Source organism: Mucilaginibacter yixingensis (assembly GCF_041080815.1).
GTDB classification, from domain to species: domain Bacteria; phylum Bacteroidota; class Bacteroidia; order Sphingobacteriales; family Sphingobacteriaceae; genus Mucilaginibacter; species Mucilaginibacter yixingensis.
The window spans coordinates 153,268-179,755 of record NZ_CP160205.1 but is presented as its reverse complement, the minus strand read 5'-3'; the positions used below and the strand labels follow the sequence as shown (position 1 = coordinate 179,755).

At 45.9% G+C, this 26,488-nt stretch carries 17 protein-coding genes; 8 read left to right on the top strand and 9 right to left on the bottom strand.

The annotated features are described in order from the left end of the window. Positions 1–689 precede the first annotated feature (689 nt). The 5 genes from ABZR88_RS00875 to ABZR88_RS00855 all read right to left on the bottom strand — a co-directional run bounded on the left by ABZR88_RS00875 (position 690) and on the right by ABZR88_RS00855 (position 12,264). Positions 690–1,412, bottom strand: coding sequence for a hypothetical protein (locus ABZR88_RS00875; protein WP_107829273.1), 723 nt, complete (start codon positions 1,410–1,412; stop codon positions 690–692). Positions 1,413–2,085: 673 nt separating this feature from the next. Continuing rightward, positions 2,086–3,105, bottom strand: a complete 1,020-nt coding sequence (locus ABZR88_RS00870) for a sugar kinase (protein WP_107829275.1) — start codon at positions 3,103–3,105, stop codon at positions 2,086–2,088. Between the two features lie 152 nt (positions 3,106–3,257). Beyond that, the gene (locus tag ABZR88_RS00865) at positions 3,258–5,300 is read right to left on the bottom strand and encodes a RagB/SusD family nutrient uptake outer membrane protein (protein WP_107829276.1); all 2,043 of its coding nucleotides are present in this window, start codon (positions 5,298–5,300) and stop codon (positions 3,258–3,260) included. An 18-nt stretch (positions 5,301–5,318) separates the two neighbouring features. Next, positions 5,319–8,684 carry a TonB-dependent receptor gene (locus tag ABZR88_RS00860; protein ID WP_107829277.1) on the bottom strand — a complete coding sequence of 1,122 codons (3,366 nt, stop codon included), beginning with the start codon at positions 8,682–8,684 and terminating at the stop codon, positions 5,319–5,321. Positions 8,685–9,534: 850 nt separating this feature from the next. Continuing rightward, on the bottom strand, positions 9,535–12,264 hold the full coding sequence (locus ABZR88_RS00855; RefSeq protein ID WP_170113631.1) for a glycoside hydrolase family 127 protein: 2,730 nt from the start codon (positions 12,262–12,264) through the stop codon (positions 9,535–9,537). Positions 12,265–12,507: 243 nt separating this feature from the next. On the opposite strand from ABZR88_RS00855, the gene ABZR88_RS00850 reads away from it, so the two are divergent. The 4 genes from ABZR88_RS00850 (at position 12,508) to ABZR88_RS00835 (ending at position 17,786) form a co-directional block, all read left to right on the top strand. After that, on the top strand, positions 12,508–14,226 hold the full coding sequence (locus tag ABZR88_RS00850) for an HAD family hydrolase (RefSeq protein WP_107829279.1): 1,719 nt from the start codon (positions 12,508–12,510) through the stop codon (positions 14,224–14,226). 6 nt (positions 14,227–14,232) lie between these two features. Further along, positions 14,233–14,475, top strand: a complete 243-nt coding sequence (locus tag ABZR88_RS00845; RefSeq protein ID WP_107829280.1) for an acyl carrier protein — start codon at positions 14,233–14,235, stop codon at positions 14,473–14,475. Further along, positions 14,475–14,861 (top strand): VOC family protein, encoded by a 387-nt coding sequence (locus ABZR88_RS00840; RefSeq protein ID WP_211309835.1) that lies wholly within the window; start codon positions 14,475–14,477, stop codon positions 14,859–14,861. Before ABZR88_RS00845 ends, ABZR88_RS00840 begins: the two co-directional genes overlap by 1 nt. Before the next feature lie 534 nt (positions 14,862–15,395). Then, positions 15,396–17,786 carry a TIM-barrel domain-containing protein gene (locus ABZR88_RS00835; RefSeq protein ID WP_107829281.1) on the top strand — a complete coding sequence of 797 codons (2,391 nt, stop codon included), beginning with the start codon at positions 15,396–15,398 and terminating at the stop codon, positions 17,784–17,786. Between the two features lie 178 nt (positions 17,787–17,964). On the opposite strand, the gene ABZR88_RS00830 is transcribed toward ABZR88_RS00835, so the two are convergent. Continuing rightward, positions 17,965–18,372 (bottom strand): hypothetical protein, encoded by a 408-nt coding sequence (locus ABZR88_RS00830; protein ID WP_146166562.1) that lies wholly within the window; start codon positions 18,370–18,372, stop codon positions 17,965–17,967. 243 nt (positions 18,373–18,615) lie between these two features. Between ABZR88_RS00830 and ABZR88_RS00825 the strand changes: the two genes are divergently transcribed. From ABZR88_RS00825 to ABZR88_RS00815, 3 genes are all read left to right on the top strand, one after another. Further along, the gene (locus tag ABZR88_RS00825; RefSeq protein ID WP_107829283.1) at positions 18,616–19,860 is read left to right on the top strand and encodes a cystathionine gamma-synthase family protein; all 1,245 of its coding nucleotides are present in this window, start codon (positions 18,616–18,618) and stop codon (positions 19,858–19,860) included. Between the two features lie 370 nt (positions 19,861–20,230). Further along, positions 20,231–21,193: a D-2-hydroxyacid dehydrogenase gene (locus ABZR88_RS00820; RefSeq protein ID WP_107829284.1), complete on the top strand. Its 963-nt coding sequence runs from the start codon at positions 20,231–20,233 to the stop codon at positions 21,191–21,193. Between the two features lie 85 nt (positions 21,194–21,278). After that, positions 21,279–22,415 (top strand): glycerate kinase, encoded by a 1,137-nt coding sequence (locus ABZR88_RS00815; RefSeq protein ID WP_107829285.1) that lies wholly within the window; start codon positions 21,279–21,281, stop codon positions 22,413–22,415. A 297-nt stretch (positions 22,416–22,712) separates the two neighbouring features. Here the strand turns inward: ABZR88_RS00815 and smpB are convergent, their stop codons facing one another. The 3 genes from smpB to ABZR88_RS00800 all read right to left on the bottom strand — a co-directional run bounded on the left by smpB (position 22,713) and on the right by ABZR88_RS00800 (position 25,865). Continuing rightward, positions 22,713–23,171 carry an SsrA-binding protein SmpB gene (gene smpB / locus ABZR88_RS00810; RefSeq protein ID WP_107829286.1) on the bottom strand — a complete coding sequence of 153 codons (459 nt, stop codon included), beginning with the start codon at positions 23,169–23,171 and terminating at the stop codon, positions 22,713–22,715. Positions 23,172–23,334: 163 nt separating this feature from the next. Continuing rightward, positions 23,335–25,218 carry an Nramp family divalent metal transporter gene (locus ABZR88_RS00805; protein ID WP_107829287.1) on the bottom strand — a complete coding sequence of 628 codons (1,884 nt, stop codon included), beginning with the start codon at positions 25,216–25,218 and terminating at the stop codon, positions 23,335–23,337. Beyond that, entirely contained in the window at positions 25,215–25,865 is a 651-nt protein-coding gene (locus ABZR88_RS00800; RefSeq protein WP_107829288.1) for a metal-dependent transcriptional regulator, read from the bottom strand. Before ABZR88_RS00800 ends, ABZR88_RS00805 begins: the two co-directional genes overlap by 4 nt. A gap of 124 nt (positions 25,866–25,989) precedes the next feature. On the opposite strand from ABZR88_RS00800, the gene ABZR88_RS00795 reads away from it, so the two are divergent. Continuing rightward, positions 25,990–26,460: an Lrp/AsnC family transcriptional regulator gene (locus ABZR88_RS00795; RefSeq protein WP_107829289.1), complete on the top strand. Its 471-nt coding sequence runs from the start codon at positions 25,990–25,992 to the stop codon at positions 26,458–26,460. Positions 26,461–26,488: the final 28 nt, after the last annotated feature.

The window sequence follows — 26,488 nt, the reverse complement described above, 5'->3', positions numbered from 1 at the left end:
ATAGTAACTATTTATAGAATTATGTGCCCTATTAATCCCCCAACTGGTGCGAGTATGCAGCTCTGGTAAAAGCGTGCCATACATATGGCTTATACTACCTGCTCTGCAAATAGCATAAGGCTAATTCAAACTTTACATAATGTTTAAGGCACAAGTACTCTAGCCCTCATTACCAACGCTGCATACTTGCGAAAACAGGCGTTGTTCATATTGACATCCCATCAACTTCTATTGAAACGACTATCTTCGATAGTTTGCTATTAAACGCGCATTGATACGTATGTGTTCCAAACTTTCCATGTTCATCATATCCGCTAAATCTCACATACATTACCCAACCAGCTATAAATGGCTTATAGTTTCTTTTTATGCTATCTAACTTGGAAGGAATTGTTTTGTACTTATTATAGTTTATATCATCCTCAAAAGTAGTATAGTTGGGATGGAAAGACTTAAACGATATTATTTTGTAGTTATTAGAATTATTGAAACTATGCAACTTTATTTTAACGAGCGATTCCGCTTTCATTTGTTCGGGGAAATTTGAACTACATGCTGTTAAAAACAAGATGAAAATTATAAATGATTTTCTCATGCGCTTAATGACTTGAAGACAGCTATTTATTTACTCCAAATATCGGTAGTATTTGTATTATGCCCCTCCCCCTCCAACTGGCGCTAGTAAAGAATCATTGTCTATATCGAAATTGTTGAATCTCTTTCGTTTTAATTTCTCTTGTAGTTATGAGGTTTATAATCTCCGTTATCTTTCCATATCTATAATGAAATGATCTTTTGAATACCCCATTTTCAAAATAATAATCTTCAGATTTCAAGTAATTATTCTCAGTAATAAAACGAAATGAATTTAAAGTACGGTTATAAAAATACATTTGTACGTCGAAGGCTAAACCAGCAAATTTTGAGTCCAAATCAGAAAACTCAGTAATGTTCAATTTTCCTTTATGGTAAATTTGTTTTGAATCTTGTGTGCTTCTGCCATCAGATAATACCGCGTTGTTAATAATGCAAAAATCGTTTAAGATATCTCTAAAAATTTCGCCGTCTTTTAATATCGGAATACAGAATCTATAATAAATCCTTTTATAATACTCCTCCAAACCTATGTTTGACGTTCTTGTAAAACCTCTTTTAGAGTAATTATAAACAATTACTCCAATTAAATTATCAGAAATATTGTACTTGAAAAATATTGAGTCAACGGGTCTTATTCTTGTAGAACCGTTGTTATCAAAAGTGACTATAGCATAAATGTTTTGATTTTTGAGAAAATATTGCCTTTTTACAAGCTTATTATTACTGAAAGTTTCAACCACACGTCCTTTAAAACTGTTATTTGCGAAGCAATAGGTTAATTTAAAAAGTAAAGCAAGAATAAAGAATATTTTCATTTCAATTAGTTTTCCAAAATATAACTAATCCATACCGGGCAGTTGAATTTAGCCTAATATTTCCTTTGTTATGCATTGCGCTCTTACTGGCGCTAGTATACAGCGGGCACAAAGGCGGCTTACTTGTGCCTTATGCTACATACTTAGCAAATGGAAGGATACTAATTCAACCTTTACATAATGTTAAGGCGCATGTAGTCTAGCACCTGCGCCAGTTACGGGGGGGGAAGCCAGGGTTATCATTCCTATTTGACAACTCTGAAAGCGGCTAGAATATTCATTATAAGAACTATAAAAAATAAAACCTCTAAAACATATGACCATTTGTTTGCGAAGTTTAATGTATATCGATCATTCGGACTACGAACAATTAAGCTCTTATTATTTTCCTCATAATAGAATAGTCCCCATATGTAATACCCGTCCTTCTTTTTAGAACCCTGTTCCACTTTTTATAAATTAAATGTTTAAACCTGGATTACTTTAAAATCATACAAAATACTGCTTTAATAAAATCCATTCTTCTTTATGCAGAGCCTTTTCCTAAAAACTGGCGCAGGTATGCAGCCCTGTCAAAACAGAGGCGTGCTTGTGCCTTGTGCCACTTGCTTGTAAGTATTTTTAATAATCTGCGTTATATATAGGCACAAGCATACTTCTCCCTTATTCCAAATCAATCATTAGAAGTCACTCTTTTCACCATCAGCACATCTTGCTCGGTGGCATCTCCTTGCTCTTGCAATTTGCCAAAGGCGGCGGCGGTGGCATAGTTCAGTATATCCTGGGGCTCGTTATGATGATAGAAGCCGTAGATCAGGCCAGCCATAAAGCAATCGCCGCTACCGGAGCGGTCAACTACCGCGCCGCAGGTAAACTCTGGTGAGTGGAGCAGTTTTTGATCATGATACAGGGTTGTATAATACAGTGTATGATCGGCCTCGCTATCAAAGCGGAAGGTGTTGGCCACGGTCTTCACCTTTGGAAACTTGGCCATAATTTCTTTCGAGGTCAGCTCTGCATGATCCAGGTAGGCTTGCTTTTGCTTTTTCCCGTGAATGTCTGCATCAATGCTGGTGCCCAGCAGCGTATTGGCGCTCCAAATATTGCCCATAACAAAGTCACAATATTCTACCAGGGCCGGCATCACCTCAGCCGGTTCCTTGCCGTATTTCCAGAGACGTGAGCGATAATTGAGATCACAAGAAATTTTTATACCTTTTGCTGATGCAGCTTTAACGGCCTCCAGGCACACCTGGGCAACATCCCAGCCCAGCGCCGGACTAATAGCCGTGAAATTAAACCAGGATACATCTCTGAAAACTTTATCCCAGTCAATCATTCCCGGCTTGAGTGCTGAGAATGAAGAACCGGCCCTGTCGTAAACCACGCTGCCTTTCAAATCGGCACCGCGCTCCAGGTAATAAACGCCAATTCTATCGCCGCTCATTAAGATGGACGATGTAAAAATGCCCTTATACTCCAGGTAGTCTATAATGTGCGACGACATAAAGTTAGCGGGCAGCGCTGTACAATATTTTACGGGCACGCCCCAACCAGCCAATGCCGTGGCCACGTTAGCTTCCGCGCCACCCATATAAAGGTAGAAGGGGTGTTTCTCTGCATCTTTTTCATTCTGGGGAGCCGGTGAAACTCGCAACAACAGTTCACCGAAACATAATACTTTGCTGATCATTCTAATTAGGGTTTTTGCACATACATACGCCCTATAAGGTAAACTTGCTTATTTACTTTATAGATTTATAACTGGTATAGGATCAAATTTAATAAAAAAGTCCCCACCGGTAATACCGGCGGGGACTTATATTTTGTGCTTATTATCGCTTTTTACTTGTTAGCCAGCCCGTAACCATTGGTCACTTGCCCATTTGATTGGGCCACCGTTGATGATGGTATAGGCCAGTAAATTCTCGGTGCATCCGTAGCAGAAGTTATACCCGAAAGGATATTGGTTTGATAAGTGGCATAGTTGTTAACAATATCAATACCCCAGTTGGTTTTAACATAGCCTGCAGCCTGCAAGGCAATTGCTTCCGGACCAGCAGGGTCAATATAACGGTACATACCCTGGATGGACAGGTTGTGAGTAGTACCCACTACTTTAAGACCTGCAATGGTGCTGTAATTGTACTGACCGCGCCATGCCGGGTAAGTTGCAAGGTTGGTGGTATCGGTACAATCATAAGTTAACGGATTGGTTAAAGTCACCGCTTTTATCCAGATGTAATTGGATATAGTGTTGCCATTAGGGAAGGTATAATAACCGTTTGCCCTTAAGCCGTTATACATGTTTTGCATGTCCTGACGTACAGCCATTGCTCTTTCAGAGTAAGTACCGTTACGGATCATATCCCAACGACGGGTACCCTCGCCCATTAGCTCCAGTTTACGTTCTTGTGCCACCGCATCTTTTAATGCCTGACCAGACAGCGCGCCAATATCATATTTGGCGCTACCGAAAGCACGCTCTCTGATCTGGTTAACCAAACCAACTGCATCGGTTTTACCTTGCTCTGCTTTAGTTTCGGCCAGCATCAAAATAACGTCTGCCAATCGCAACATGGTCCAGTTAATACCAGACTGTCTTGAGGTTGTGGTATATGGCGGGCTCATACGGTTTTCGTCCCATTTGTTAATAGCTAAACCACCTGTGGTTTTATTACCTGGTACAAAAGAGATCATTCTTTCATTACCATCACCATTACTACCGGTAACAGCCACGGTTACGTCTCTGCGTTTATCAGCTTTGATAAAATCACCGTAATAAACGGTAGGGATAATACGCAATGCATCAAACACCTTTGGAGGAGCAGCGGTAGCGGTACCACCTTCTGACGGGCGACCAAAAGCATAAGCGTACTCGCTGCTGGTTGCAGGCGAGCCACCCTGATAGTTACCTAATTCAAACACCGATTCGTCGCCTACTTTCAAATCCATAAATGATTGGAAAACCAACTGGAAAGGATTGTTTGCTACAGATGCAGCCCTGGTATCTGCTGTCAACAAATGCGCAGTACCTTTATTGGTAATTGCGTTTTGCAGCCAGGTTTCAGCCAATGTATAATAGTTAAGATAATCATTACGACGGGCATATACACAACCATTAGCCTGAGTACCTTTGTTGGTGAAGGCTACATTGCCATATAAACCAGCTATATCTGTACGGATGGTTTGGTAACCACCAGAAAACATTGCCAACTGGCCAATCAGTGCATCGGCATAGGTCCTTGAGCAACGCTCTGCAGTAATGCCACCACTACCTAAAGGATACATGTTTGCTTCTACTTTTTTCAGATCGCTGATCAGGTTATCATAAATAGTGAAACGAGAGGTTATGGTATAGTTATCGGTATAAGTATTCTCGTAACCGTAAGGCACATCACCAAAGTGTTTAATCAAATCAAAATAACATAAAGCCTTAATGGTTATAGCCTCGCCATACAGCTGGGTCCAGTCGGTAGTTTTACCGGCAGCAACATCAGCCTGATACTGAGGTTTAGCAGCAATAATCTGTGCTATTTTAATTGCACGTGCAGCGGTGCTGTAAAGTGCGTTAAAACCGCCTGACTGGGCGTCTATAGGCAATAAGTCTGACCTGCCAATGGCGTTGATGTTGTTGGTTGATCCCTGTTCCGGATAAGTCTCGGCATCAGAGCCAATCGGGTCATTCCAGCGGTATGTTCCCATCACGCAGTTCTGGCGATAGTTGGCATAACACCATGAAAGTGTTTTAAACGTTTCTGTAGTGGTACTGGTAACAAACTGGTCGTCCAGATTTGATGGAGATGTTGCATCCAGAAAGGATTTCTTGCATTGGCTTAAACTGAGGCACAATGCTAATCCGGTTATATATGTTGCAATCTTTTTCATTGTTTCTACTATTTAAGATTAGAAATTAAGGTTAACGCCTATTACGAATGAACGGGCACGCGGATAGGTACCAAAGTCAAACCCTGGAGTTGGATAAACTGAGTTAGCCGACAGGTTGGTGTTTACTTCCGGATCTAAACCGCTGTAACCGGTGATGGTGAATACGTTATAGATGCTACCGTAGATACGCAGGTTGCTGATTTTTGCTCTGGTTAATACCTTTTTAGGTACAGTATAACCTAAAGTAAGCGTATTTAAACGCAGGAATGAGCCATCTTCAATACCCAATGTTGAGGTAACACCGCCTTCGCTATAACCCAATGGCAAAGAAGCATTGCCATTTGCTGCATTTAACTGATCTGGGGTTGATAAGCGCACCAGGCTGCCATTAACCACATCATAAATTTTATAGGCATTGTTTACGATTGACAGTTTGTTTTCATAAACACCGGCTTCTTTGTTACCGTACAGTGATGCCAGTTTGTTTACGTTATAAACCTGGTTACCGTAGCTCCAGTTAAAGTTTAAGCTCAGGTCAATATTTTTATAACCTGCAGAAAGGTTGAAACCACCGGTATGTTTAGGGTTCATGTTACCAATAACAGATACGTCGTTATCGTCAATTTTACCGTCACCGTTCAGGTCTTTGTATTTTGGTAAGCCTGGGTAAGCAACCTGTGTAGATGGCTTATCAGCAGTAGTTAAACCGTGGGTAACGCCCTGGAAGGTGCCCAAATCTGGCACACCTGGTTTCAGTGTATATACACCATTGCTATAATTAAAATCAGCCGGTGTATAATAACCGGTATAAGTAAAACCTCTTACCAAGCCAACCGGGTTTCCTACTTTCAGCACATAATCCTGAGTTGGGTAGCTGGCGCTGCTTGCCCAGCTGGTACCATATAAACCGGTAACGCTTGGCGCAAGTTGATCTACGTTGTTTTTGTTAAAGTTGATGTTACCGCTTGCAGAAACTCTCCAGTCTTTTGATTTAAATATCGTTCCAGATAAAGAGATCTCCACACCTTTATTACTGGTTTGACCCACGTTAGCATAAGTGGTAGAGAAACCGGTAATACCCGGAATAACGGTTTGCAGCAACAGGTCTTTAGTAGTGTTATGATATACATCTACAGTACCAGACAGCTTGTCGCCAAACAGGGTAAAGTCAAAACCCAAATCGCGGGTAATGGTGGTTTCCCATTTCAAATTCAGGTTGGCCAGTGTGGTAGAGTTGGTATAGTCATAAGCAGCCTGAGGCTGATGACCCAGATCATAATTTAAACGCTGGTCTGTAACAGATGCCCAGGTTTGAGTCCACAAGCCAGAGCTGTTAAGGTCATTACCTACCTCACCAAATGATGCACGTACTTTCAGGTAATCCAACCATTTAACATTCTTCATGAATTTTTCTTCGGTAACTCTCCAGGCCAAAGCCGCTGCAGGGAAATATCCCCAACGATTGGCTGGCGGGAAGTGAGAAGAAGCATCAGCACGGAATGTTACAGTAACCAGATAACGGTCAAGCAATGAATAGTTAGCACGACCGAAGTAAGAAAGAATACGGTTTGGAACTGATACGCTTGATGTGGTTGTTAGCAAGCCTTTAGTTTTATCGTATTGGTTGATGTTGGCAAAAGCTGTTGCCTCAGTATAGTTGGCAGGGAAATAGGTTGCTGTTGTAGCTAAACCTGTACCGCCCGAGTTAGAAACTTCCTGACCGGCCAATACACTGAAGTTATGAATTTTGTTAATGTTAAATTCATAGTTCAGGGTGTTGGTCCAGCGTAAAGACCAGCTATCAGTTTTGCGGTAGTCAACGTTACCGGCGTACAGTTTATTACCGCTATCATCAGTATAAGTAGCGTTATAGATAGCGCCTGACCAGTATTTGCGCTGGCCCCATGATTTGGTTACGTTGAAATCGGTATGATAGGTTAGTCCTTTAATAATGCCCCAGGTTAAAGATTGGATTGACGCAATACCATCGGTAATAGAATATGGATCAAAATCTGCCGCACGCACTGCAGGGTTATACATATCCCACATAGAGTTTTTACCATACTGCTCAATGTTACCTGTCAGCAATGCAGTTTTATCACCCAAAACGTGGTCGGTTGCAATTGGACGGAAACGGTAAGCAGATGACAGTAAAGAACCGCTGCCGCTGCTGGTACCCTCATCATCAACAATTGGCGTGCTGGTGTAACGGGTATTTAAATCAAAGGTAAGATTGTCTGCAATCTTGTGGCTCAATTTAAAGTTAGCGGTTAAACGTTTAAGGTAAGAGTTCACCTTCATACCCTGCTCATCAGCATAAGTGGTAGAGAACAACATTTTGGTTTTGTCTGTACCGCCAGATAAGGTTAACGCATGGTTCCATGAAGTAGATTGATGATACACTTGTTTCTGCGGATCATCTGTAGCCAAACCCTGATAGCTGTTAATACCACCGGTATTAGCACCGCTATTGGCACCCAGGCCATAGTATTTCTCAAATGGTGTTTGGTAAGCTGCGCCGTTGGCTGCTGCGTTGGCCCAAACATATTTCAAATAATCATAAGGGTTTAATGCCTGCAGATATTTGGTTGGCGTATTAATTTTAACGTAGCCGTTATAAGTAACCACAGTTTTACCTGCTTTTGCCGCTTTGGTAGTAATTAAAATTACACCGTTAGCACCGCGGGTACCATAAATTGCGGTTGAAGATGCATCTTTCAGCACGTCGATTGACTCCACCTGGTCTCCCGGTACGTCACCAATCGTACCTGGCTGACCGTCAATCAAAACCAGTGGCTGATTACTTTGTGTAATTGAGGTACCGCCGCGTACGCGAATGGCGACGTCTGCATTCGGACGACCGTCTTGCGATACGATGCTTACACCTGGCAGCTTGCCTTGTAAGGCTTGCGCCACGTTGGTAACCGGTGTAGCGGCAATGTCTTTACCACTTACTGAGGCTACCGCACCGGTCAAATCTTTCTTTTTAACGGTGCCGTAACCAATAACAACTACTTCATTCAGACTTTTTTCTGAGTCCTTCAGCGTAACGTTAATAGTGGCACGGTTGTTAATTGCTTCTTCTACCGACAAATAGCCTATAGACGAAAATACCAGCGTAGCATTTCCGCTAACTTTCAGGCTGTAATGGCCCTGAATATCGGTAACGGTTCCGGTAGTAGTGCCTTTAACACTTACGGTAACACCAGGAACAGATTGTCCGTGATCATCACGCACTGTACCACTCACCGTTTTGGTTGCCTGCGCAAACACCTGCGCGGCCATCAACACAAACACCATGCAGAGCGAAAAGCATCGTGTAATGAGTTGTTTTTTTTGTCGCCAGGGGTTGGCGCTTAATGATAATTGGTTAGAAAAACTCATAATTGAATAGGGATTATAAAAGGTTCACAAATAAGTCTGGAGGCTTGATAATTGGCGGCATCCACCCAGACACTCTTCAAGATACTTTACGTAATTGGTTGATAACAATAGCAATGGGGCTGTACAAAGCCGCTTTTAGATGATATTACTTAGACAGTAAAACAAACAACATCACCAGTTCTAAGTCGTTCTGCCTGTCTGGCCTTACTTAAAGGAAGCGTTAAAGGCTATCACCTAAATACAGCTGCAACAAATACCAAAAAACAATAAACAATGCTGTTTATTGATCCTGGTAATGTTTCGTACATGCAAACTTCACGCTCGCTTTGTAGGCCCGTGCAGGTTTGTTATCAAATGGTTGTGGGATGCCACATAAAAAGCAGCATGGGGGAAAAGTAAAATTTCTCTCATAAACTATAAATTTAGATTCATACTACCGATAGATGGTTAAGTTATCGGCCTGGTTAATAATTGGATAATTGTTAGGTGGCAATTGGACCCCACTCTTAACAATCGATTGCATTGCTAAATTATAATACAATTATTACAATTCAAAATTTATTTTAGAACAGGAAAATTTTTTAACTCTTTAGAATAATTGGCAACGTTCAAACCTGGCACCTTCAATTGGCTACAGATCTTAACACGTAGTTACACAAAACAAATTAAAGTTGCAACTTTTATTAAAAGTAACATTCAAAACAAATATTGACACACCACATGTGACGAGTTTTCGGGCCAGATCTGGCCCGAAGTTGCCCACCAAACAAACGCTTTTAACCATCATTTACAAACAAAAAAGGTTGAGCAATGCTCAACCTTTTTTGTTTATACTACAGAACCTCTCCTATCATTTGTTTTCTGCTTTTGAATTGATCCAGACCGTGCTTACCGGACCGCGTTCTACATAACTGGGCGGCTCATTTGGCCGCGTTGGCGCCAGCACCTGCTCTGCTTGTGGTGTAGCCGTTGTGGCTACCCGGTTCATGCGGGCGTAGTTGGGCACCGCCAGCAGGGGCGAGCCATCTGCCCAGGTACCGTTAATAGTCATTACCCCGTGCAGAAAATCTGGTTGCCATTTAAGGCTGAGCGGTTTATTGCTGATGGTTTTGCTGATATCCTGATCGGCAGCCTCTACATTATAAATCAGCGGACCGTAGCGCAGGGCCATTTTGCCTTTGTCGGCAGCTACACGCTCATCGGCGGTTACGCGCTGTATTTCCATAGGCAGTTCCACATCAATATGATCGCCTTTTTTCCATACCCGTTTAATGGCGGCATAACCATTAGTAATTTTAGGTGTAAACACCCGGCCGTTTACCGAAATTGATTTAAGGCCTTTTACCTGTGGCACTGCACTATATAATGTACTGGTGGCACGGTTTGGCACCCGCACATAAACCGTGAACGCCCTGCTTTGATCTGGATTAACGGTGATGTTTACTTTGCCGCTCCACGGGTAATCTGTCTTCTGCACCATCTCTACATCGGTGCCCGCAATTTTATCAACGCGGATAGTGCTGCCCACAAACAGATTAACATATAAACCGTCATCGCCAAGCACATATGTCCAGGTAGGCATCATAAGCAGTGTGCGCGGAATATTACCCACACAGCACGGGCAGGCATGCCATTCATAACGTGGCTGCGCAGTAGCCAGCGCATTGGTGTAGGTAAAATCTTTACCATCCAGCGATAGCGAGCCGAGCAGGGCATTGTACATCGTCTCCTCATATAAATCGGCATATTTGGCGTCATGGTAAGCAATATTCATCTTATACTCAAAAAAGATGAGTCCGCAGCTGGAGCACGATTCGCAATAAGCGTTATTGCGCAGCGAATAGTTACCACCAAACCCTTCAGAAGTTTCGCCGCTGCCAATGCCACCGGTGATGTAATATTTTTTGTTCACCATGTTATCCCAAAGCGACATGACAGCGCTCTGGTAATCAACATCGCCGGTTTCGGCAGCCACATCGGCCATCCCTGAGTAATTGTAAGTAGCACGCACGGCATGACCAACGGCTTCATATTGCTGTTGCACTGGTACATGACTCTGGTCATACTCGCTGCCGCCACCGCGGCTATCCAGCAGAAATTTAGCTAGTTTGATGTAACTATCGCCATGGCTCTGGTGGCCCTCCATGTCATTTACAAAACGGCCGAAACGTACCAGCGCCTGCTCCATCTCCTGGTGTCCGTCATACCAGGTCTTTTTACCCGGACCAATATTGGCCACCCAGCAATCAGCCAGCTTTTTGGCTGCATTATATAGACGTTTGTCTTTACCGCCAGTAAGCGTGTAATGGTTAATAGCCGACTCGATAAAATAACCGGCCGTATAACCCTCATGGTTTCCACGGCTTTCCGTTGGCGACCAGCGTTGATGCCATCTGCTGGTATCGCGCAGTGTCCAGGCGGTTTGCAGGTAACCATCAGGCTCCTGAGCCGATAAAATGATCGGGATCCAGCGATCTAAGGTCTGCTGCATTTCCTGCTGGGCAGCAATCATTTCCGGATCACCCTGTGGGTCAACCATCAGCGCCTCGCACATTGACTCTACCGTTTGGTGCACCCAGGCGTTAGAGAACACATATCCTTTATGCTTACCGTGCGGCTCGCCGCGCAGGGCTTTGGCTGCCTCAATAAAATTATCTAAACCGCCCTGCCCGGTAGCCAGGTCGGTACGTTCGCATTGATCGACACAAAACGGAATCCAGTTAACAATCATGGCTTTGGCCCTATCGTTCCACAACTTGCTGTCAATTTTATAACGACGGGTATAAACCACATCCAGGCGTTTAGCCGGCGGCGGCGTAGCTACCCTAACTTTCAAAGTTGATGACGATGCCAGGTTACCCGAACCCGCAGTTAGCGACAACACATAGTTGCCGGGGGCAGAAAAAGTGGCCGATCCGGTTTTATCCGTCGCGCTACTAAAAGCAACCGAGCCCGGGCCCGATACCTTTTCCCATTTTACCTGTTGCACGGGCGTTGATGATTTCACCACGCCGGCCAGGTAGGTTTTACCATTCAGCATCACGTCCCGATCTATACCGGCGGTAATTACGGCCGGATATGCAGTACCCTCGGTTTGATAAACAATCCATTCCTGCAGTGGAGTAACGCCACGGTCGGTCGAGTCAACCTCCAAGCGCATTCGGTTGGTTTTTATTTCTTCGAAAGCGGTTTTGTTGAGTTGATTATTTTGCAGGCCTAATGCACTGGCGTTTTTAACCGGCACAAAAGCGCTGCCATCCCAGTATAGTATGTGGTAAGCTTTGGGCATCGGCACTCCCCCATCTACGCTATGCCAATAGGTGGCAATTTCTTTAACGGCCACGGGCTGTTTCCAGTCGTACTGCACCCACTGGGTACCTAACCGGGGCTGTTGGCGACGATTGCCTGCCGGGGTGCGGTTACCGGAGGGCATCACGCCATCGTTTAAGCGCAATAACTCGCCGCCAGATCCGCTTGGCGTGGCAATTATAGCCAGGTTTGGCCTGTCTGGCTGTTGGGCCGTGGCCACGCCGCCGCAAACGCACATTAATAGAAATGCGAAAGATGTAAATCTTCTCATAGTATTGGTTCTCTTTGGTTTAACCAAATATAAATTGTACAAATGACATTTTATATACAGCCGTAAAAATTTAGCGATTCACCTTTGAATAAAGATACCGAGGTGAACGAAGAGATGATCCGTGTGCAGCTATATCAGATTGATTTGGAAGAGGAACGGTTAAAGATTATTTAACAACACACTTACAACTACTAGTATTATCAATACCAATTATTACCCGAAAACACATAGCTTTGCGGCCATATGTTGAGTTTCTTAGACCTTAAAAAAAACAACAAAAAAAGCCGTGAAGGGCTGAAGCAAATAAAGGTGGCCTTGCTGGCCGATTCGGCTTCGCAATTTATCAACCAGGCTGTTTCTGGTTACGGTTTTGAGTTTGGCCTCAATCTGGATATCTACGAGGCAGATTACAATCAGATTGAACGACAGGTGTTCGATCCATCGTCTGAATTGTACGAGGCCGGGCCTGCTTACGTTATCATCCTCCGCTCAACAGAGCATCTGCTGAAAGACTTTTATAAAAGCCAGGACAGGGCCGGTTTTGCCGATCATATCATTGCGCAAACCGAGGCTTTGTATCAGCAACTCTCGGCGCGGCTTTCGGCTCGTGTTATCATCAACACTTATATTGAAATTGACGACAAGGTTTTTGGCAACTATGCTAATAAGACCCATGTTTCATTCACTTATCAGCTCCGCAAGATCAACCTTGGACTGATGGATCTGGCGCGCCAGAATAAAAACCTTTTCATTGCCGATCTGGCATCACTTGCGGCTCACCGCGGGTATGAGCACGTGTTCGACACCAAGATGTACATCAGTGCAGATATGGTGTTTAACATTGATTTTGTGCCGACGGTTGCACATGCGCTAACGCAGATTATCAGTGCTATTGCCGGCTCTTTCAAAAAATGTCTGGTGCTCGATCTGGACAACACTACCTGGGGCGGCATTATTGGCGACGACGGCATGGAGGGTATCCAGATAGGTTACCTGGGCATGGGTAAAGCTTTTACCGAGCTGCAACTGTGGTGCAAAGAACTGAAACGCCGTGGCATTATATTGGCCGTGTGCAGTAAAAATACCGAGGCCATTGCCATAGAGCCATTCAACAGTCACCCGGATATGGTGCTGAAAATTGATGACATTGCCATTTTTGTTGCCAACTGGGAAAACAAAGTGGATAACATCCGCCACATCCAACAGGTGCTGAACATCGGGTTTGACTCGATGGTGTTTTTGGATGACAACCCGTTCGAGCGCGAGATGGTAAAATCTGGCATCCCTGATATTACCGTGCCCGAGCTACCAGAAGACCCTGCCGAATACGTACAATACCTGCGCACGCTTAACCTGTTTGAAACGGCATCATATACCGAAGAAGACGCACAGCGTACCCAACAATATCAGCAGGAGGCCAAACGCACGCAACTGCAAAACAGCTTTACCAGCGAGCAGGATTTTCTGCAAAGCCTGCAAATGCTGGCCGATGTAAAAAGCTTTGATAAGTTTAACACGCCGCGCGTATCTCAACTTACCCAGCGTTCTAACCAGTTTAACCTGCGTACCGTGCGCTATACCGAGGACGACATTGCCCAACTGGCTACCAGCGGCGATTTCATTACCCTGAGCTTTAACCTGGGCGATAAGTTTGGCGACCACGGACTAATTGCCGTAGTGATCCTCAAGGCACTATCAGCACAAGAACTGTTTGTTGACAGCTGGATTATGAGCTGCCGTGTACTGAAGCGCGGCATGGAACAATTTACGCTTAACACCATTGTAGCAGCAGCAAGCGCAAGTGGCTTTAAAAAGATAGTAGGCGAATACCTGCCTACCAAAAAGAACGCACTGGTAAAAGACCATTACCTTAACCTGGGCTTTACCCCGGTTAATGACCGCTGGGAACTGGACGTAACCGCCTACCAACCAAAAGAAGTATACATCACCCAAAAAGATTAATATATTATGGATAGCAACGAAGTACTGAAAACCGTAAACGAAGTTTTTATTGATATTTTAGATAACGAGGATATTGTGTTATCAAGAGAAACCACTGCTGATGACGTGGAAGATTGGGACTCATTAAACCACATTCAGCTGATTGTTGCTATTGAGAAAAAGTTTAAGATCCGCTTTACCTCGCAGGAGATCCACTCCTGGAGCAATGTGGGCGCAATGATTGATTCTATTACCGCCAAACTGGGTTAATGGCCATGAAACTGCACCACGTTGGCGTAGCCTGTGCCGATATTAACGAGGAGATAGCCAACATCCACCGTCTGCATAAAGTGATTGATCAAACCCCCGTGGTGTTTGACGAGCAACAGAACGCAGAACTGGTAATGCTGACACTGGAAGACGGCACCAACATCGAACTGATCTCTGGCAAGCAGGTAGAGAACCTGGTTAAAAAGCGCATCTCCTACTATCACCTTTGTTTTGAGGTTGATGATATCAATGCCGAGATTGAGCGCCTGACTGGCGAGGGTGCCATGCTGGTATCGCCGCCTAAACCGGCCATCTTGTTTAATAACCGGGAGGTTGCTTTTCTATACCTCTCTTACGGCTTGATTGAGCTGGTGAGTAGTCACTAGATACAATCTGTCATTGCGAGCAGGCTGTGAGCAGGATGGAGCGCGAAGACAACCGACCGGAGGGAGCTCATTAATGCCTTAAAAAATATTAGACTCATTAATAATCTCGTCGCTTGTCTATTCCTGCGACGAGATTGCTTCGTCGCCCTCACGCAGTACCCGACCGTTCCTCGCAATGACAAAAAGTTAAATTGACTGATATTTAAAAGGCGGCCTGTACAAGGTCGCCTTGTTTGTTTTCAAATGCCGATATACGACCAGGGAATCGCATTAAAAAGCACCCTGTTTTGGCTAAAGCCACTCCCGATCATTGCCCCCCCCCGTCCCATAAATAGGCCGGCAATGAACTTAAAGCGAGTTTAGTGCCGTTGGCTTTAGCCAACGGATAAGCAGCATACAATAAAAAGGCTTTAGCCCCAACCTTATATGCCCTTATACTAAACGGCATATCACACTGACACGCAATCGATTGTTAACAGCTCGCAAAAAAGGTTAACTTAGTAGCATTATAAACCTAATCTTCCTAAAACCATTATGCCGAAATTTTATCGTCGGGTACTCGCCGTATGTTTGCCTTTTCTGCTGGCTCATTATATCGCCGGTGCGCAAATTGAATCATTCTCCAAAAATCAGGATGGTGTTAGCTTCAAATTAAAAGAAGGACTAATGCAGATCAATGTTTGCACTGACGACATTATCCGCGTGCGCTATACCGTTCTGGATAATTTCCCGCAAGTGCAATCGCTGGTAGTTAATAACGCGTGGAAACAGCGTCCGGCTTTTACACTAAACAGCAACGGCAAATCGGTGTTCATCACCACAAAAAAGTTGAAGATAACGATTGATAAAATCACCAACGCTATTACATACGCCAATACCGCCGGACAACAGATCTGCGCTGAATCTCCAACCGGAAACAAAAGCATGCAACCGGCCACCATTGCAGGCATTGCTACCTATAACTGCCAAACCCAGTTTAACTCGCCGGCCAATGAGGGTTTGTTTGGCTTAGGCTGTCACCCGCTGGATTCACTTTCCATCAACTACAAGGGACGCAATCAGGATCTGGCCATTAAATACCTTACAGGCGCTATCCCGGTTTTACTCTCCACACGCGGCTACGGCTTGCTCTGGGATAATTACTCGGCCTCTAACTTTTATGGTGCCGAGGATGGCAACACGCGCTTTAAATATGTATCAGAGAGCGGCCGCATGGTAGATTACTATTTCTTTTACGGACCCGATTTTGATCGTATCATCAATCTTTACCGCACGGCAACCGGCACGACACCCATGTTCCCTAAATGGGCTTACGGACTGTTCCAGTCGCAAGACCGGTATAAAACCCAGGCAGAGGTATTGAGCGTGAAAGACAATTACCGCAAAAACCACATCCCGGTTGATGCCATTGTGCAGGATTGGTATTACTGGGAACCACTGCCCATCGGGTCGCACATCATGAAGCCAGAGCGTTACCCTGATCCAAAGGCTATGGTATCAGCATTGCATCAGGCCAACATCCACGCCATGATCTCCATCTGGCCGGTATTTGGCAAAGGCACCGCCAACTTTGATGCCTTAAAGAAAAACGGCTTTTTAACCGATATTACCTGGGACAACGTAATGACCCATACTTTTGATACCTATTACGATGCCCATAACCCCAAAGCCCGCGATTTGTACTGGCAGCAGGCCCGCGACAGCATGATTAAACGTTACGACTGGGATGCCTGGTGGGTTGACCAATGCGAACCCGACAACGGCGCCCTGCTGGATGCCCGTCGCCAGGCTAACTTTAGCGTTGGCAAGGGAATTGATTATTTTAACACCTACTCGCTGGAGCATACCAAAGGCCTGTACAAAGGCTGGCGCGAGGATATGCCGGGCAAACGGGCGTTCTTTTTGGTACGCCAGGCCTTTGCCGGTCAGCAGCGTAACGCCACCACGCTATGGTCATCTGATATTACCTGCACGTTTGAGGCATTCAAGTGCCAGGTACCGCAGGGCATCAATGCCTGTACATCGGGGATGCCCTACTGGACGTCGGACATTGGCGGCTACCATTACAAATGGAACGCCCCCAACTGGGCCAAACCCGAAAATCGCGAATTGTTTACCCGGTGGTTTCAGTTCGGTGCTTTCTGCCCCATCTTCCGTATCCATGGCAAGGGTGAGCGTGCGCTGTTTTCTGACAACTGGGATGCCGATACCAAGGCCATCCTGCTAAAATTTGATCAGCTGCGTTACCGGCTGCTACCTTACATTTATTCAGTAGCGGGCAGCGTGACTCAAGATAACTACACCATGATGCGCTCGCTGGCATTTGATTTCAGGAACGATCAGCAGGTTTATGATATAAAAGATCAATATCTGTTCGGTCCAGCGTTGATGGTTTGCCCGGTAACAGATCAGCTTTATACCAGGGCGCACGCCGTAGCAGGTGCAAAAAGCCGCAAGGTGTATCTGCCGGCAGGCACGCAATGGTACAACTTCTGGACCGGCCAAACGCTGAGAGGCGGCCAGACACTCCAAGCCGATGCGCCGATTGATATCTTGCCGCTATACGTTCGTTCAGGTTCCATCATACCAATGGGCCCGGTGGTAGAATACGCCACACAAAAAACCGATGAGCCGACAGAGTTGCGTATCTATCCCGGCGCCAACGGCCAGTTTAAGGTTTATGAAGATGAGAACGATAATTACAACTACGAGCAAGGCCGCTCTGCCACCTATACTTTTAATTGGAACGATCAGCTGAAAACTCTTAGCATCAGTGCAACTAAGGGATGGTATAAGGGTATGCCAAAGCAACACAGATTTAAGGTGGTAATAGTTAAGCCGGGGCATGGCGTGGCGGGTGAAGAGACCGCGCAGACTGATAAATTGATTACTTATTCGGGACAGGCGATACAGGTGAAGTTTTAGGGAGGAAAAGCTTTTCTACAAATTATGTCATTGCGAGGAACGTTTGGGAATGTGCGTAAGGGTGACGAAGCAATCTCGTCGCATACCTAAGCATGCGACGAGATTGCTTCGCGCTCAGTCCAAACTCACTAGCCCGCTCGCAATGACAAGATTTTTGAATTAAAATTTGACCGTTTACTCAACGCAACACCTGTGATGTCCTGACATCGCCCTTAATCTCATCGCCCAGCACGACATCGCCATATTTGCCGCGATAAAAACGATAGCGGTAGTTCCAGTAGCTGGTGGCAAAAGTACCCGCATCGTTTTGCTCAGTCTTATAAAAATCCATGGTTACCAGGTAGCTGTTTTTCAACCTGTGGCGCAGTCTGAAAGCAACGGGACCATCTTCTTCAAACCGTATGATGCCGAAATGCGGGTTACGGCTGCCACGTTCATTGACCAGCTTTGCCCAGCGCGTTTCAAAGTCATTGACGACATCCTGGCGGGTAATGGGCTCATCTGTTTTCTGAGATGAGTGCAGGTTACATGCTCCCAGCAACGTAGCTAACAACAGGCACGTAATGGATCTGGTTAATATCCGCATAATTGGTTTGATAAATGGTTCAGTATAGTTAAAGTTAGGCGATATTTTGGCACAAAACAACTATAAGGTTAGTTTCAGCATCAGAATTGTCAGCCAATGCTTATAACTTAAATTTTTTGCGTCGATTTCCTAAAACTTCTATTATAATTGCCAAAATTTTGGCGTATTGCAATCGGGCGCTCATAGTCCGCAGCGGCGCTAAACGGTTACCGTCTTGGTAGCACACGCAAATCATTTATCGTCATGAGCAATAATAAAGGCTTTACCACCACCATACTTCATTCAGACCGTCTGCTGAAACCAGAGCACGGTGCATTGCATCAACCTGTACACAACGCCGTTACCTGGGGTTTTGATGATGTGCAGGGTTTGGTAGATGTTTTTCAGAACAAATCAAAAGGTTACGCATACTCGCGTCAGGGCAACCCAACCGTTACCGCGCTTGAGCATAAGATTACCCAGATGGAGCAGGGGCTTGCTACCATTGCTTTCTCTACCGGTATGGCGGCTATTACGGCCACCATCATGGCCCTGCTAAAAGCCGGCGACCATATGATTGCCAGCTCATACCTGTTTGGCAACACCCGCAGCATCCTGCAAACACTTACCGATATTGGCCTGAGCATTGATTTTGTTGATGCGACCGATGTAGAAAACGTAAAAGCCGCCTATACCAACCGTACCAAAATGGTACTGGTAGAAACCGTTGCCAACCCGGCTACCCAAGTGGCAGATCTGGAAAAGATAGGCGAGTTTTGCAAAGAGAAAAATGTGATCTATGTGGTTGATAACACCATGACATCGCCATACCTGTTCCGTCCGGTGAGTGTGAATGCCAGCTTGGTTATTAACTCCTTAACCAAATACATTGGCGGCCATGCCAACGCCCTGGGCGGTAGTGTGACCGATACCGGCCTGTTTGACTGGGATACTTATGAAAATATTGCCCCGGTGCTGAAAGGCATGATCAAACCACAAATGCTGGGCATGGCGCAGATTCGCAAGCGCGGCCTGCGCGATGGTGGCGGCACCCTGGCACCAGAGGCAGCGCATACCCTATCGGTAGGTTCAGAAACGCTGGCGCTACGTATGGAGCGTGCTTGTACCAATGCTGCTGCCGTGGCAACCCTGCTGGCGCATCACCCAAAAGTGAGCAAAGTTTATTATCCTGGCCTGGAGCAGCACCCGCAGCATGAGCTGGCCGGTCGCCTGTTTAAACGTAATGGCGCCTTATTAAGCTTTGCCTTGACCGATGATGTAGACCTGTTCCAGTTCCTGAACAACCTGCAACTGGTAATCAAGAGCAGTAACCTTGGCGATACCCGCACACTGGCTATCCCTGTAGCACATACCATCTTCTTTGAGCTGGGTGCAGACCGCCGCGCGGAGATGGGCATTCCTGATTCAATGATCCGCCTGTCTGTAGGCATTGAGGATACCGAAGATTTATTAAACGATTTCAAGACTGCGCTGGATGCACAGTACTAATCAAAATAATCTCATAAAACAGGGAGGCCGGTCTGCATTGACCGGCCTTTTTTTGTTTTTATCGGCCGGTGCACTGTTATTTCAATTGTCGTCTTCAAGGGTATTTTATATTTTGCGATAGTTAAATCTCAAAACAATTCAATTAACTCAAGTTGCGGACTACAAATTCTTATAAAAAGTTTGTCATTGCGAGCAGGGTTGTGGGTAAGAACTGAGCGCGAAGCGATCTCGTCGCATGGATAACCATACGACGAGATTGCTTCGTCACCCCTATTCACCAGCCCTCACGTTCCTCGCAATGACAAAAGATTTCACTCGTTGAGTAATCCGCAACTTTAGTTAGTTAACTTACCTCCCAATAAACCTGCTTATGAAAATTGTAGTGCTTGATGGCTATACCCTTAACCCCGGCGATCTTTCGTGGGATGTCCTTAACAGCCTGGGCGATGTTACCATCCATGATCGCACCCCGGTATCAGAAATTGTATCCCGTTGCGCCGGTGCTGATATGGTGCTTACCAACAAAGTACCCATGAGTGAGGAGACACTGAATCAGTTGCCCGACCTGAAATACATCGGCGTGCTGGCCACCGGCTACAACATCATCAACACCGAGGTTTGTAAGCAGAAAGGCATTGTAGTGAGCAATGTTCCTGGCTACAGTACTTCATCGGTAGCCCAATTAACTTTTGCCTTGTTGTTGGAATTGACGCACCATGTGCAACGCCATAGCGATGCGGTGATGGCGGGCAAATGGTCGGGCTCTAAAGATTTTTGTTTTTGGGATTATCCCCTGATAGAGCTGGAAGGTAAAACCATGGGCATTATTGGTCTGGGATCGATAGGCGGTAAGGTGGCTGATGCTGCGGCAGCTTTCGGCATGAAGGTAATTGCTGCGGGGCGTACACATACCGATCAATCACACCGTCCTGGTTTCCGTTGGGTGGAGATGATGGATCTGTTTAAGGAGGCCGATGTAATCAGCATCCACTGCCCACTCACCCCGCAAACGCAGGATCTGATTAATAAAGAAACGCTGGCGCTGATGAAACCATCGGCCTTTGTGCTCAACACCTCACGCGGACCAATTATCAACGCCGCCGATCTGACCGATGCGCTGAATAACAACATCATTGCCGGTGCAGGGATTGATGTATTACCCGTTGAGCCGCCACCGGCCGACAACCCACTGCTTAAAGCCAAAAACTGTATTATCACCCCGCACATTGCCTGGGCAACAAAAGAGGCCCGTACGCGGTTAATGGATGTGACGGTTAATAACATTAAAGCTTTTGTGAGTGGTGCACCTGTTAATGTGGTGAACGGACAATGACGTACAAATCAATTATTGTCATTACGAGCGGGACGTGGGCGGGTTGAGCGCAATGACAAAGTTTTCTAACCAAAACCTATAAGTGATGAACATCCTGATCGCGCCTAACGCATTTAAAAACAGCCTGACGGCCGATGATGCCGCCCGCGCCATTGCACAAGGTCTTGAGCAAAGCCGGCTTGATTGCCAGTGTCAACGTTTCCCCGTAGCAGACGGCGGCGATGGCACCGGCACCCTCATTATCAAGCACAGGAATGGGCAACCGGTCACGGTAGAAACGGTAGATGCGCTTGGCAGGGAAATTGATGCCATTTTTGGACTGATTGATGACGAAACTACAGCGGTTATAGAAATGGCAGCTGCATCGGGCTTAAGAATACTCAAGGAGGACGAACGCAATCCCCTGCAGGCAACATCATACGGTACGGGGTTAATGATCAAAGCTGCGCTTGACCATAGTGTTGATCGCATTATTCTGGGTATGGGCGGCTCGGCAACGGTGGATGGAGCCATGGGTATGCTCATGGCCTTGGGTGTGCAATTTAAAGATGCCGATGGAGAACTTATCAGCACCCCTGCGCAGCTTACCGAGCTACAAAGCATCGACATCACCGGATTAGACCATCGCCTGCGCCATTGCCACGTTACGGTTCTTTGCGATGTTGACAATTTATTACTGGGTGATGAAGGTGCGGCTACCGTATTCGGTCCGCAAAAAGGAGCAAGCGAAGACGACGTTGAAGTTTTGGATCAAGCTCTCACCCGCCTGGCCGAAGTCGCTTTAAAAACCACCGGCAAAGATATGGCCGCGGTAAAACACGGCGGCACCGCAGGTGGCGCAGCCGCCGGCCTATACGCCTTGCTCAATGCCGAACTGGTGAGCGGCGGCGCTTATTTTCTGCAGCTAACCAATTTTGAAGCAGCCCTGCAACAGGCCAATCTGGTGATAACCGGCGAGGGTAGCATTGACCGGCAAACTTTACAGGGCAAGGCGCCTTTTGCGGTGGCTTCTGCAGCTAAACAACATCAGCTACCCGTTATAGGACTGGCGGGCGCAGTACCGCTTGAACAAGACCCAGAACTATCTAAATATTTTGACACGCTATTGGCTATTGGCAATGAGCCGGCCGACTTGCCTACGGCATTACATCATACCTATGATAACCTGCGCAGAACGGCTTGCGAGTTGGGCAACCTAATGGCACTGAGCGCTCAACAATAAACCCGGCCTTCGCGCACCCTTCGACAGAGCTCAGGATGACACCCTCCCTCCTGAATCGCGAATAACGAAAAAGTCCCACAAAACCTTCTTTTGAAATGAGACAGCGTAAAAAGAGTGAGGGGTGTCATGTTGAGCTTGTCGAAACACGCGCGGTGGGCGTATCGCCATGCTATCCTCCCGCGCCCTTCGACAGAGCTCAGGATGACACCCGTTTTACTTACTTCATCTAAACAAAAAAAGCCACAAATATGTGGCTGTACGGTATGTTTTCTTTTAATCTCTAAGCTTTCATCTTTATTACCGCTTCATTACGCGGTCCATCTCAATTTTGCTTTCACGATCTTTCATGGTTTCGCGTTTGTCATGCAGTTTTTTACCCTGGGCCAGGCCAATTTCCAGCTTGGCAAAGCCACGGTCGCTGATGAAGAGGGCAAGAGGTACAATAGTAAAACCTTTTTCTTCGGTGCGGTTCTGCAATTTTTTCAACTCTTTTTTGTGGAGCAGCAGCACACGATCGCGCTTGGCCTCGTGGTTGTAGAACGAGCCGTACGAGTATTCTGAAATATGCAGGTTACGCACATACAGCTCCTCGTTGATAAACGTGCAGAAGGCATCGTTCAGGTTAGCCTTACCCTCGCGGATGGATTTTATCTCGGTACCCAGCAGCTTTACGCCTGCGGTGTACTTATCTGATATAAAATACTCAAAGTAGGCTTTCTTGTTCTTGATGTAGATGTCTTTGCTAGCGTTTGCCATTTTGCAAATATGCAAATAAATCAGTTAATGGGATGGGATCTCAGCCAGGCTGTTTAACCCAAAAGCTCCATGTCATGCTGAGGAACGAAGCATCTCTAAGGACAGTCCATGTGGATTTGCGTCAGAGATGCTTCGTTCCTCAGCATGACATGATCCTTAAATATTATTTCTTCGGCGTCACAATCAGCACCGGGATGTGCACATTGTGGCGTACCTTATCTACTGTCGATCCATAAATAATATCCTTGAGCACCTTGTGCCCGTGCGAGCCCATCACCAGAAAATCAATCTGTTCTTCCTGCACAATCTGGGTAATAGCATCAGCCGGGAAACCGAAACCTATCTGCGGGTCGGCTTTATAGCCCAGCGTACGAATCTCCTCTGCATATTTTTCCAGGTTATCTACGTCGCTCTGCGTTTCGTGGTCCATCGTTTCAATGCCATGATATTGTGCGCCGGCAGTCTCTACCACATGGATAAGGGTATAGCGGGCCTTTTTGCCTCCCTGCATTACCGCATGGCGGATAGACTCATGATCGTTCTTAGAAAAATCAATGGTAACGCCGATGTGGTTATAGTTAATGGCATCCATCTTACTGAGCGAAGTTGCCAGTCCGTGTGGCACCCAGGCTGGCCTATCGTTGTATTTAAAGATGAGCGGTCGCACAAAAACATAAATCAGCAACACCCCGATGGCTATGGCGAGCGGTGTAAACACATAATGCACCAGTTGCTGTGATTGTGGACTTGAGGCTGCCCAATCGCTCAACTGCTCTACCACCAACCGACCATTGAGACCGATAATGAGGATAGCAAAGAGCCAGGCCAGCACTGCAGTCCACCTGCGAATAGCGAAAGCGCCCATCCGCTTTTTGTCTGACGTAAAGTGGATCAGCGGAATTACCGCAAAACCCAGCTGCAAACTCAGCACCACCTGACTCAGGATGAGTAGTTTGCCCAAGCCATCTTCACCCGCATGCAAAATGGTGAAGAACGCAGGGACGATAGCCAACAAACGGGTAATCAATCTACGCAGCCATGGGGCAATACGCAGGTTAAGGTGACCTTCCATGATGATCTGCCCGGCCAGCGTACCTGTAATGGTAGAACTTTGCCCGGAAGCAATAAGAGCCAGCGCGAACAGTTTGGGTGCAACGTCGCCAAAAAGACTGCGCAGTAGCTTGTGTGCATCCTGTATTTCGGCTACTTCGTGGTATCCATTGCGGAAGAAGGCACTTGCCGCCAATATCAATATCGCGGCATTAACAAAAAACGCCAGGTTGAGGGCAATAGTGGTATCCCACAGGTTAAACTTAATAGCGCTGCGTATCCCTGTGTCTGTCCGCTCAATTTTACGGGTTTGCACCAGCGATGAGTGCAGATACAAATTATGCGGCATCACCGTAGCACCAATAATACCGATAGCGATATACAGTTCCGGGTGGCTCAAACCATGCGGAATAAAGCCTTTGGCAATCTCCATTGGCTGCGGCTGCACAATAAACAGCTCAATAAGGAACGACAGACCCACAATAAATATCAGCGACACAATAAAGCTTTCCAGCTTGCGCATGCCCTTGTTGAGCAAAAAGAGCAGCAACAAAGTATCCAGCATGGTGATGGATACGCCCCAAATGAGCGGCAGGTTAAACAGCAATTGCAGACCGATGGCCATACCAATTACCTCGGCCAGATCGCACGCAATGATGGAGATCTGCGCCAGTACGTACAGACAAATATTTACAAACGGCGGATAGCTGTTTTTTGAAGCCTGCGCAATATCCAGTCCGCGCACTATGCCCAGGCGCACGCTGAGCGATTGCAACAACAACGCAATCAGGTTAGAGAGCAGCAGCACCCAGATGAGCCGGTAACCAAACTGACTACCGGCAGCCAGATCAGTAGCCCAGTTGCCCGGGTCCATATAGCCCACGCTTACCAGGTACGCCGGACCAATAAACGCAAAAACTTTGCGCCAGCCGGTTTTATTGGTATCGACAGAGCCATGTACGCTGCCTAATGATTCGCGATTTATAGAGTTGTTCATAAGGTTACAAGCAGATTTTTTGCCACCTCTCTGCTGATGCCGGTGGTTTGGTTACCAATTAGTAGTACTACAGAATGATCATAAGCCACAATATCTTTCACCTCAATACGGGCGCCCAGCACCAGCGATGTTTTCTCCAGATATTGCAGAAAAGCGGGGGAGTGATCGCCCACGCCGGAGATGATACCTGCCTGCCCGATAACTAATGCCGAAACCGGTTTTAACTCCTGGCGTTTAAACTGCCCGCTGGCATCAGGGATAGGGTCGCCATGCGGATCATATTTGGGGTAGTCCATAAACTGATCCAGGCGATTAATGAGTTCTATAGACGAGATATGTTCCAGCTCTTCGGCCATCTCATGCACCTCGTCCCATTTAAAATGCAGTTTTTCTACCAGGAAATATTCCCAAAGGCGGTGTTTGCGAATGATGCCGAGGGCAATCTTCTCGCCGGTCTCGGTCAGCGTAACGCCCTGGTACTTGGTATAGTTGATGAGTTGTTTCTCAGCCAGCTTTTTCAGCATATCGGTTACAGACGCCGCTTTGGTGTTAATAGCAGCCGCCAGCTGATTAGTGCTCACGCTCTCATTATTGAGCGAACAGTGATATATGGTTTTAAGATAATTCTCCTCAGTAAACGTATTCATTTAAGCAAATCTAATAATAAATTTAGACTTGCCTAAAAACAAAATGGGTAAAAAATTATTTTTTGTCTTTGGTATGATATAAAAAATTTAATTTTGTTTTACTGGAATACATATAACCTGAACGATGGCTGCTGAACTTGACAAGATTGATTTACAGATTCTGAAAATATTACAGGAGAACGGACGCATTACCAACCTGCAACTCTCTAATGAGATAGGCCTCTCGCCTGCCCCCACCCTGGAACGTGTACGCAAACTGGAAAATGCCGAATATATTAAGAGCTACCATGCACTGGTTGACGAAGAAAAACTGGGCCTGGGCATCAAAACATTTATCCAGATTTCGCTGGATTTTCATCAAAAGAACACCATCCAGGTGTTTCTAGACGAGATCAAGAGCATTAAGGAAGTAACCGAATGCCACCACGTAACCGGTCAGTGCGATTTTCTGCTGAAAGTTTACGTACGCGACATTAAATCATACGAACAACTGATTATGGAAAAAATCAGCCGCATCCCGGTGGTAAAAACTTTCCAAACCATGATGATTATGTCTACCAGCAAAAAAGAACCGATTGTACCAATGGAGTACTAATGGTTGGAGATTAAAGATTAAAATAACG

Excerpts from the sequence above, each read along its gene's own strand:
- ABZR88_RS00875 (WP_107829273.1), bottom strand. The coding sequence starts at position 1,412 with ATGAAAATATTCTTTATTCTTGCTTTACTTTTTAAATTAACCTATTGC.
- ABZR88_RS00870 (WP_107829275.1), bottom strand. The coding sequence starts at position 3,105 with ATGATCAGCAAAGTATTATGTTTCGGTGAACTGTTGTTGCGAGTTTCA.
- ABZR88_RS00865 (WP_107829276.1), bottom strand. The coding sequence starts at position 5,300 with ATGAAAAAGATTGCAACATATATAACCGGATTAGCATTGTGCCTCAGT.
- ABZR88_RS00860 (WP_107829277.1), bottom strand. The coding sequence starts at position 8,684 with ATGAGTTTTTCTAACCAATTATCATTAAGCGCCAACCCCTGGCGACAA.
- ABZR88_RS00855 (WP_170113631.1), bottom strand. The coding sequence starts at position 12,264 with ATGAGAAGATTTACATCTTTCGCATTTCTATTAATGTGCGTTTGCGGC.
- ABZR88_RS00850 (WP_107829279.1), top strand. The coding sequence starts at position 12,508 with ATGTTGAGTTTCTTAGACCTTAAAAAAAACAACAAAAAAAGCCGTGAA.
- ABZR88_RS00845 (WP_107829280.1), top strand. The coding sequence starts at position 14,233 with ATGGATAGCAACGAAGTACTGAAAACCGTAAACGAAGTTTTTATTGAT.
- ABZR88_RS00840 (WP_211309835.1), top strand. The coding sequence starts at position 14,475 with ATGGCCATGAAACTGCACCACGTTGGCGTAGCCTGTGCCGATATTAAC.
- ABZR88_RS00835 (WP_107829281.1), top strand. The coding sequence starts at position 15,396 with ATGCCGAAATTTTATCGTCGGGTACTCGCCGTATGTTTGCCTTTTCTG.
- ABZR88_RS00830 (WP_146166562.1), bottom strand. The coding sequence starts at position 18,372 with ATGCGGATATTAACCAGATCCATTACGTGCCTGTTGTTAGCTACGTTG.
- ABZR88_RS00825 (WP_107829283.1), top strand. The coding sequence starts at position 18,616 with ATGAGCAATAATAAAGGCTTTACCACCACCATACTTCATTCAGACCGT.
- ABZR88_RS00820 (WP_107829284.1), top strand. The coding sequence starts at position 20,231 with ATGAAAATTGTAGTGCTTGATGGCTATACCCTTAACCCCGGCGATCTT.
- ABZR88_RS00815 (WP_107829285.1), top strand. The coding sequence starts at position 21,279 with ATGAACATCCTGATCGCGCCTAACGCATTTAAAAACAGCCTGACGGCC.
- smpB (WP_107829286.1), bottom strand. The coding sequence starts at position 23,171 with ATGGCAAACGCTAGCAAAGACATCTACATCAAGAACAAGAAAGCCTAC.
- ABZR88_RS00805 (WP_107829287.1), bottom strand. The coding sequence starts at position 25,218 with ATGAACAACTCTATAAATCGCGAATCATTAGGCAGCGTACATGGCTCT.
- ABZR88_RS00800 (WP_107829288.1), bottom strand. The coding sequence starts at position 25,865 with ATGAATACGTTTACTGAGGAGAATTATCTTAAAACCATATATCACTGT.
- ABZR88_RS00795 (WP_107829289.1), top strand. The coding sequence starts at position 25,990 with ATGGCTGCTGAACTTGACAAGATTGATTTACAGATTCTGAAAATATTA.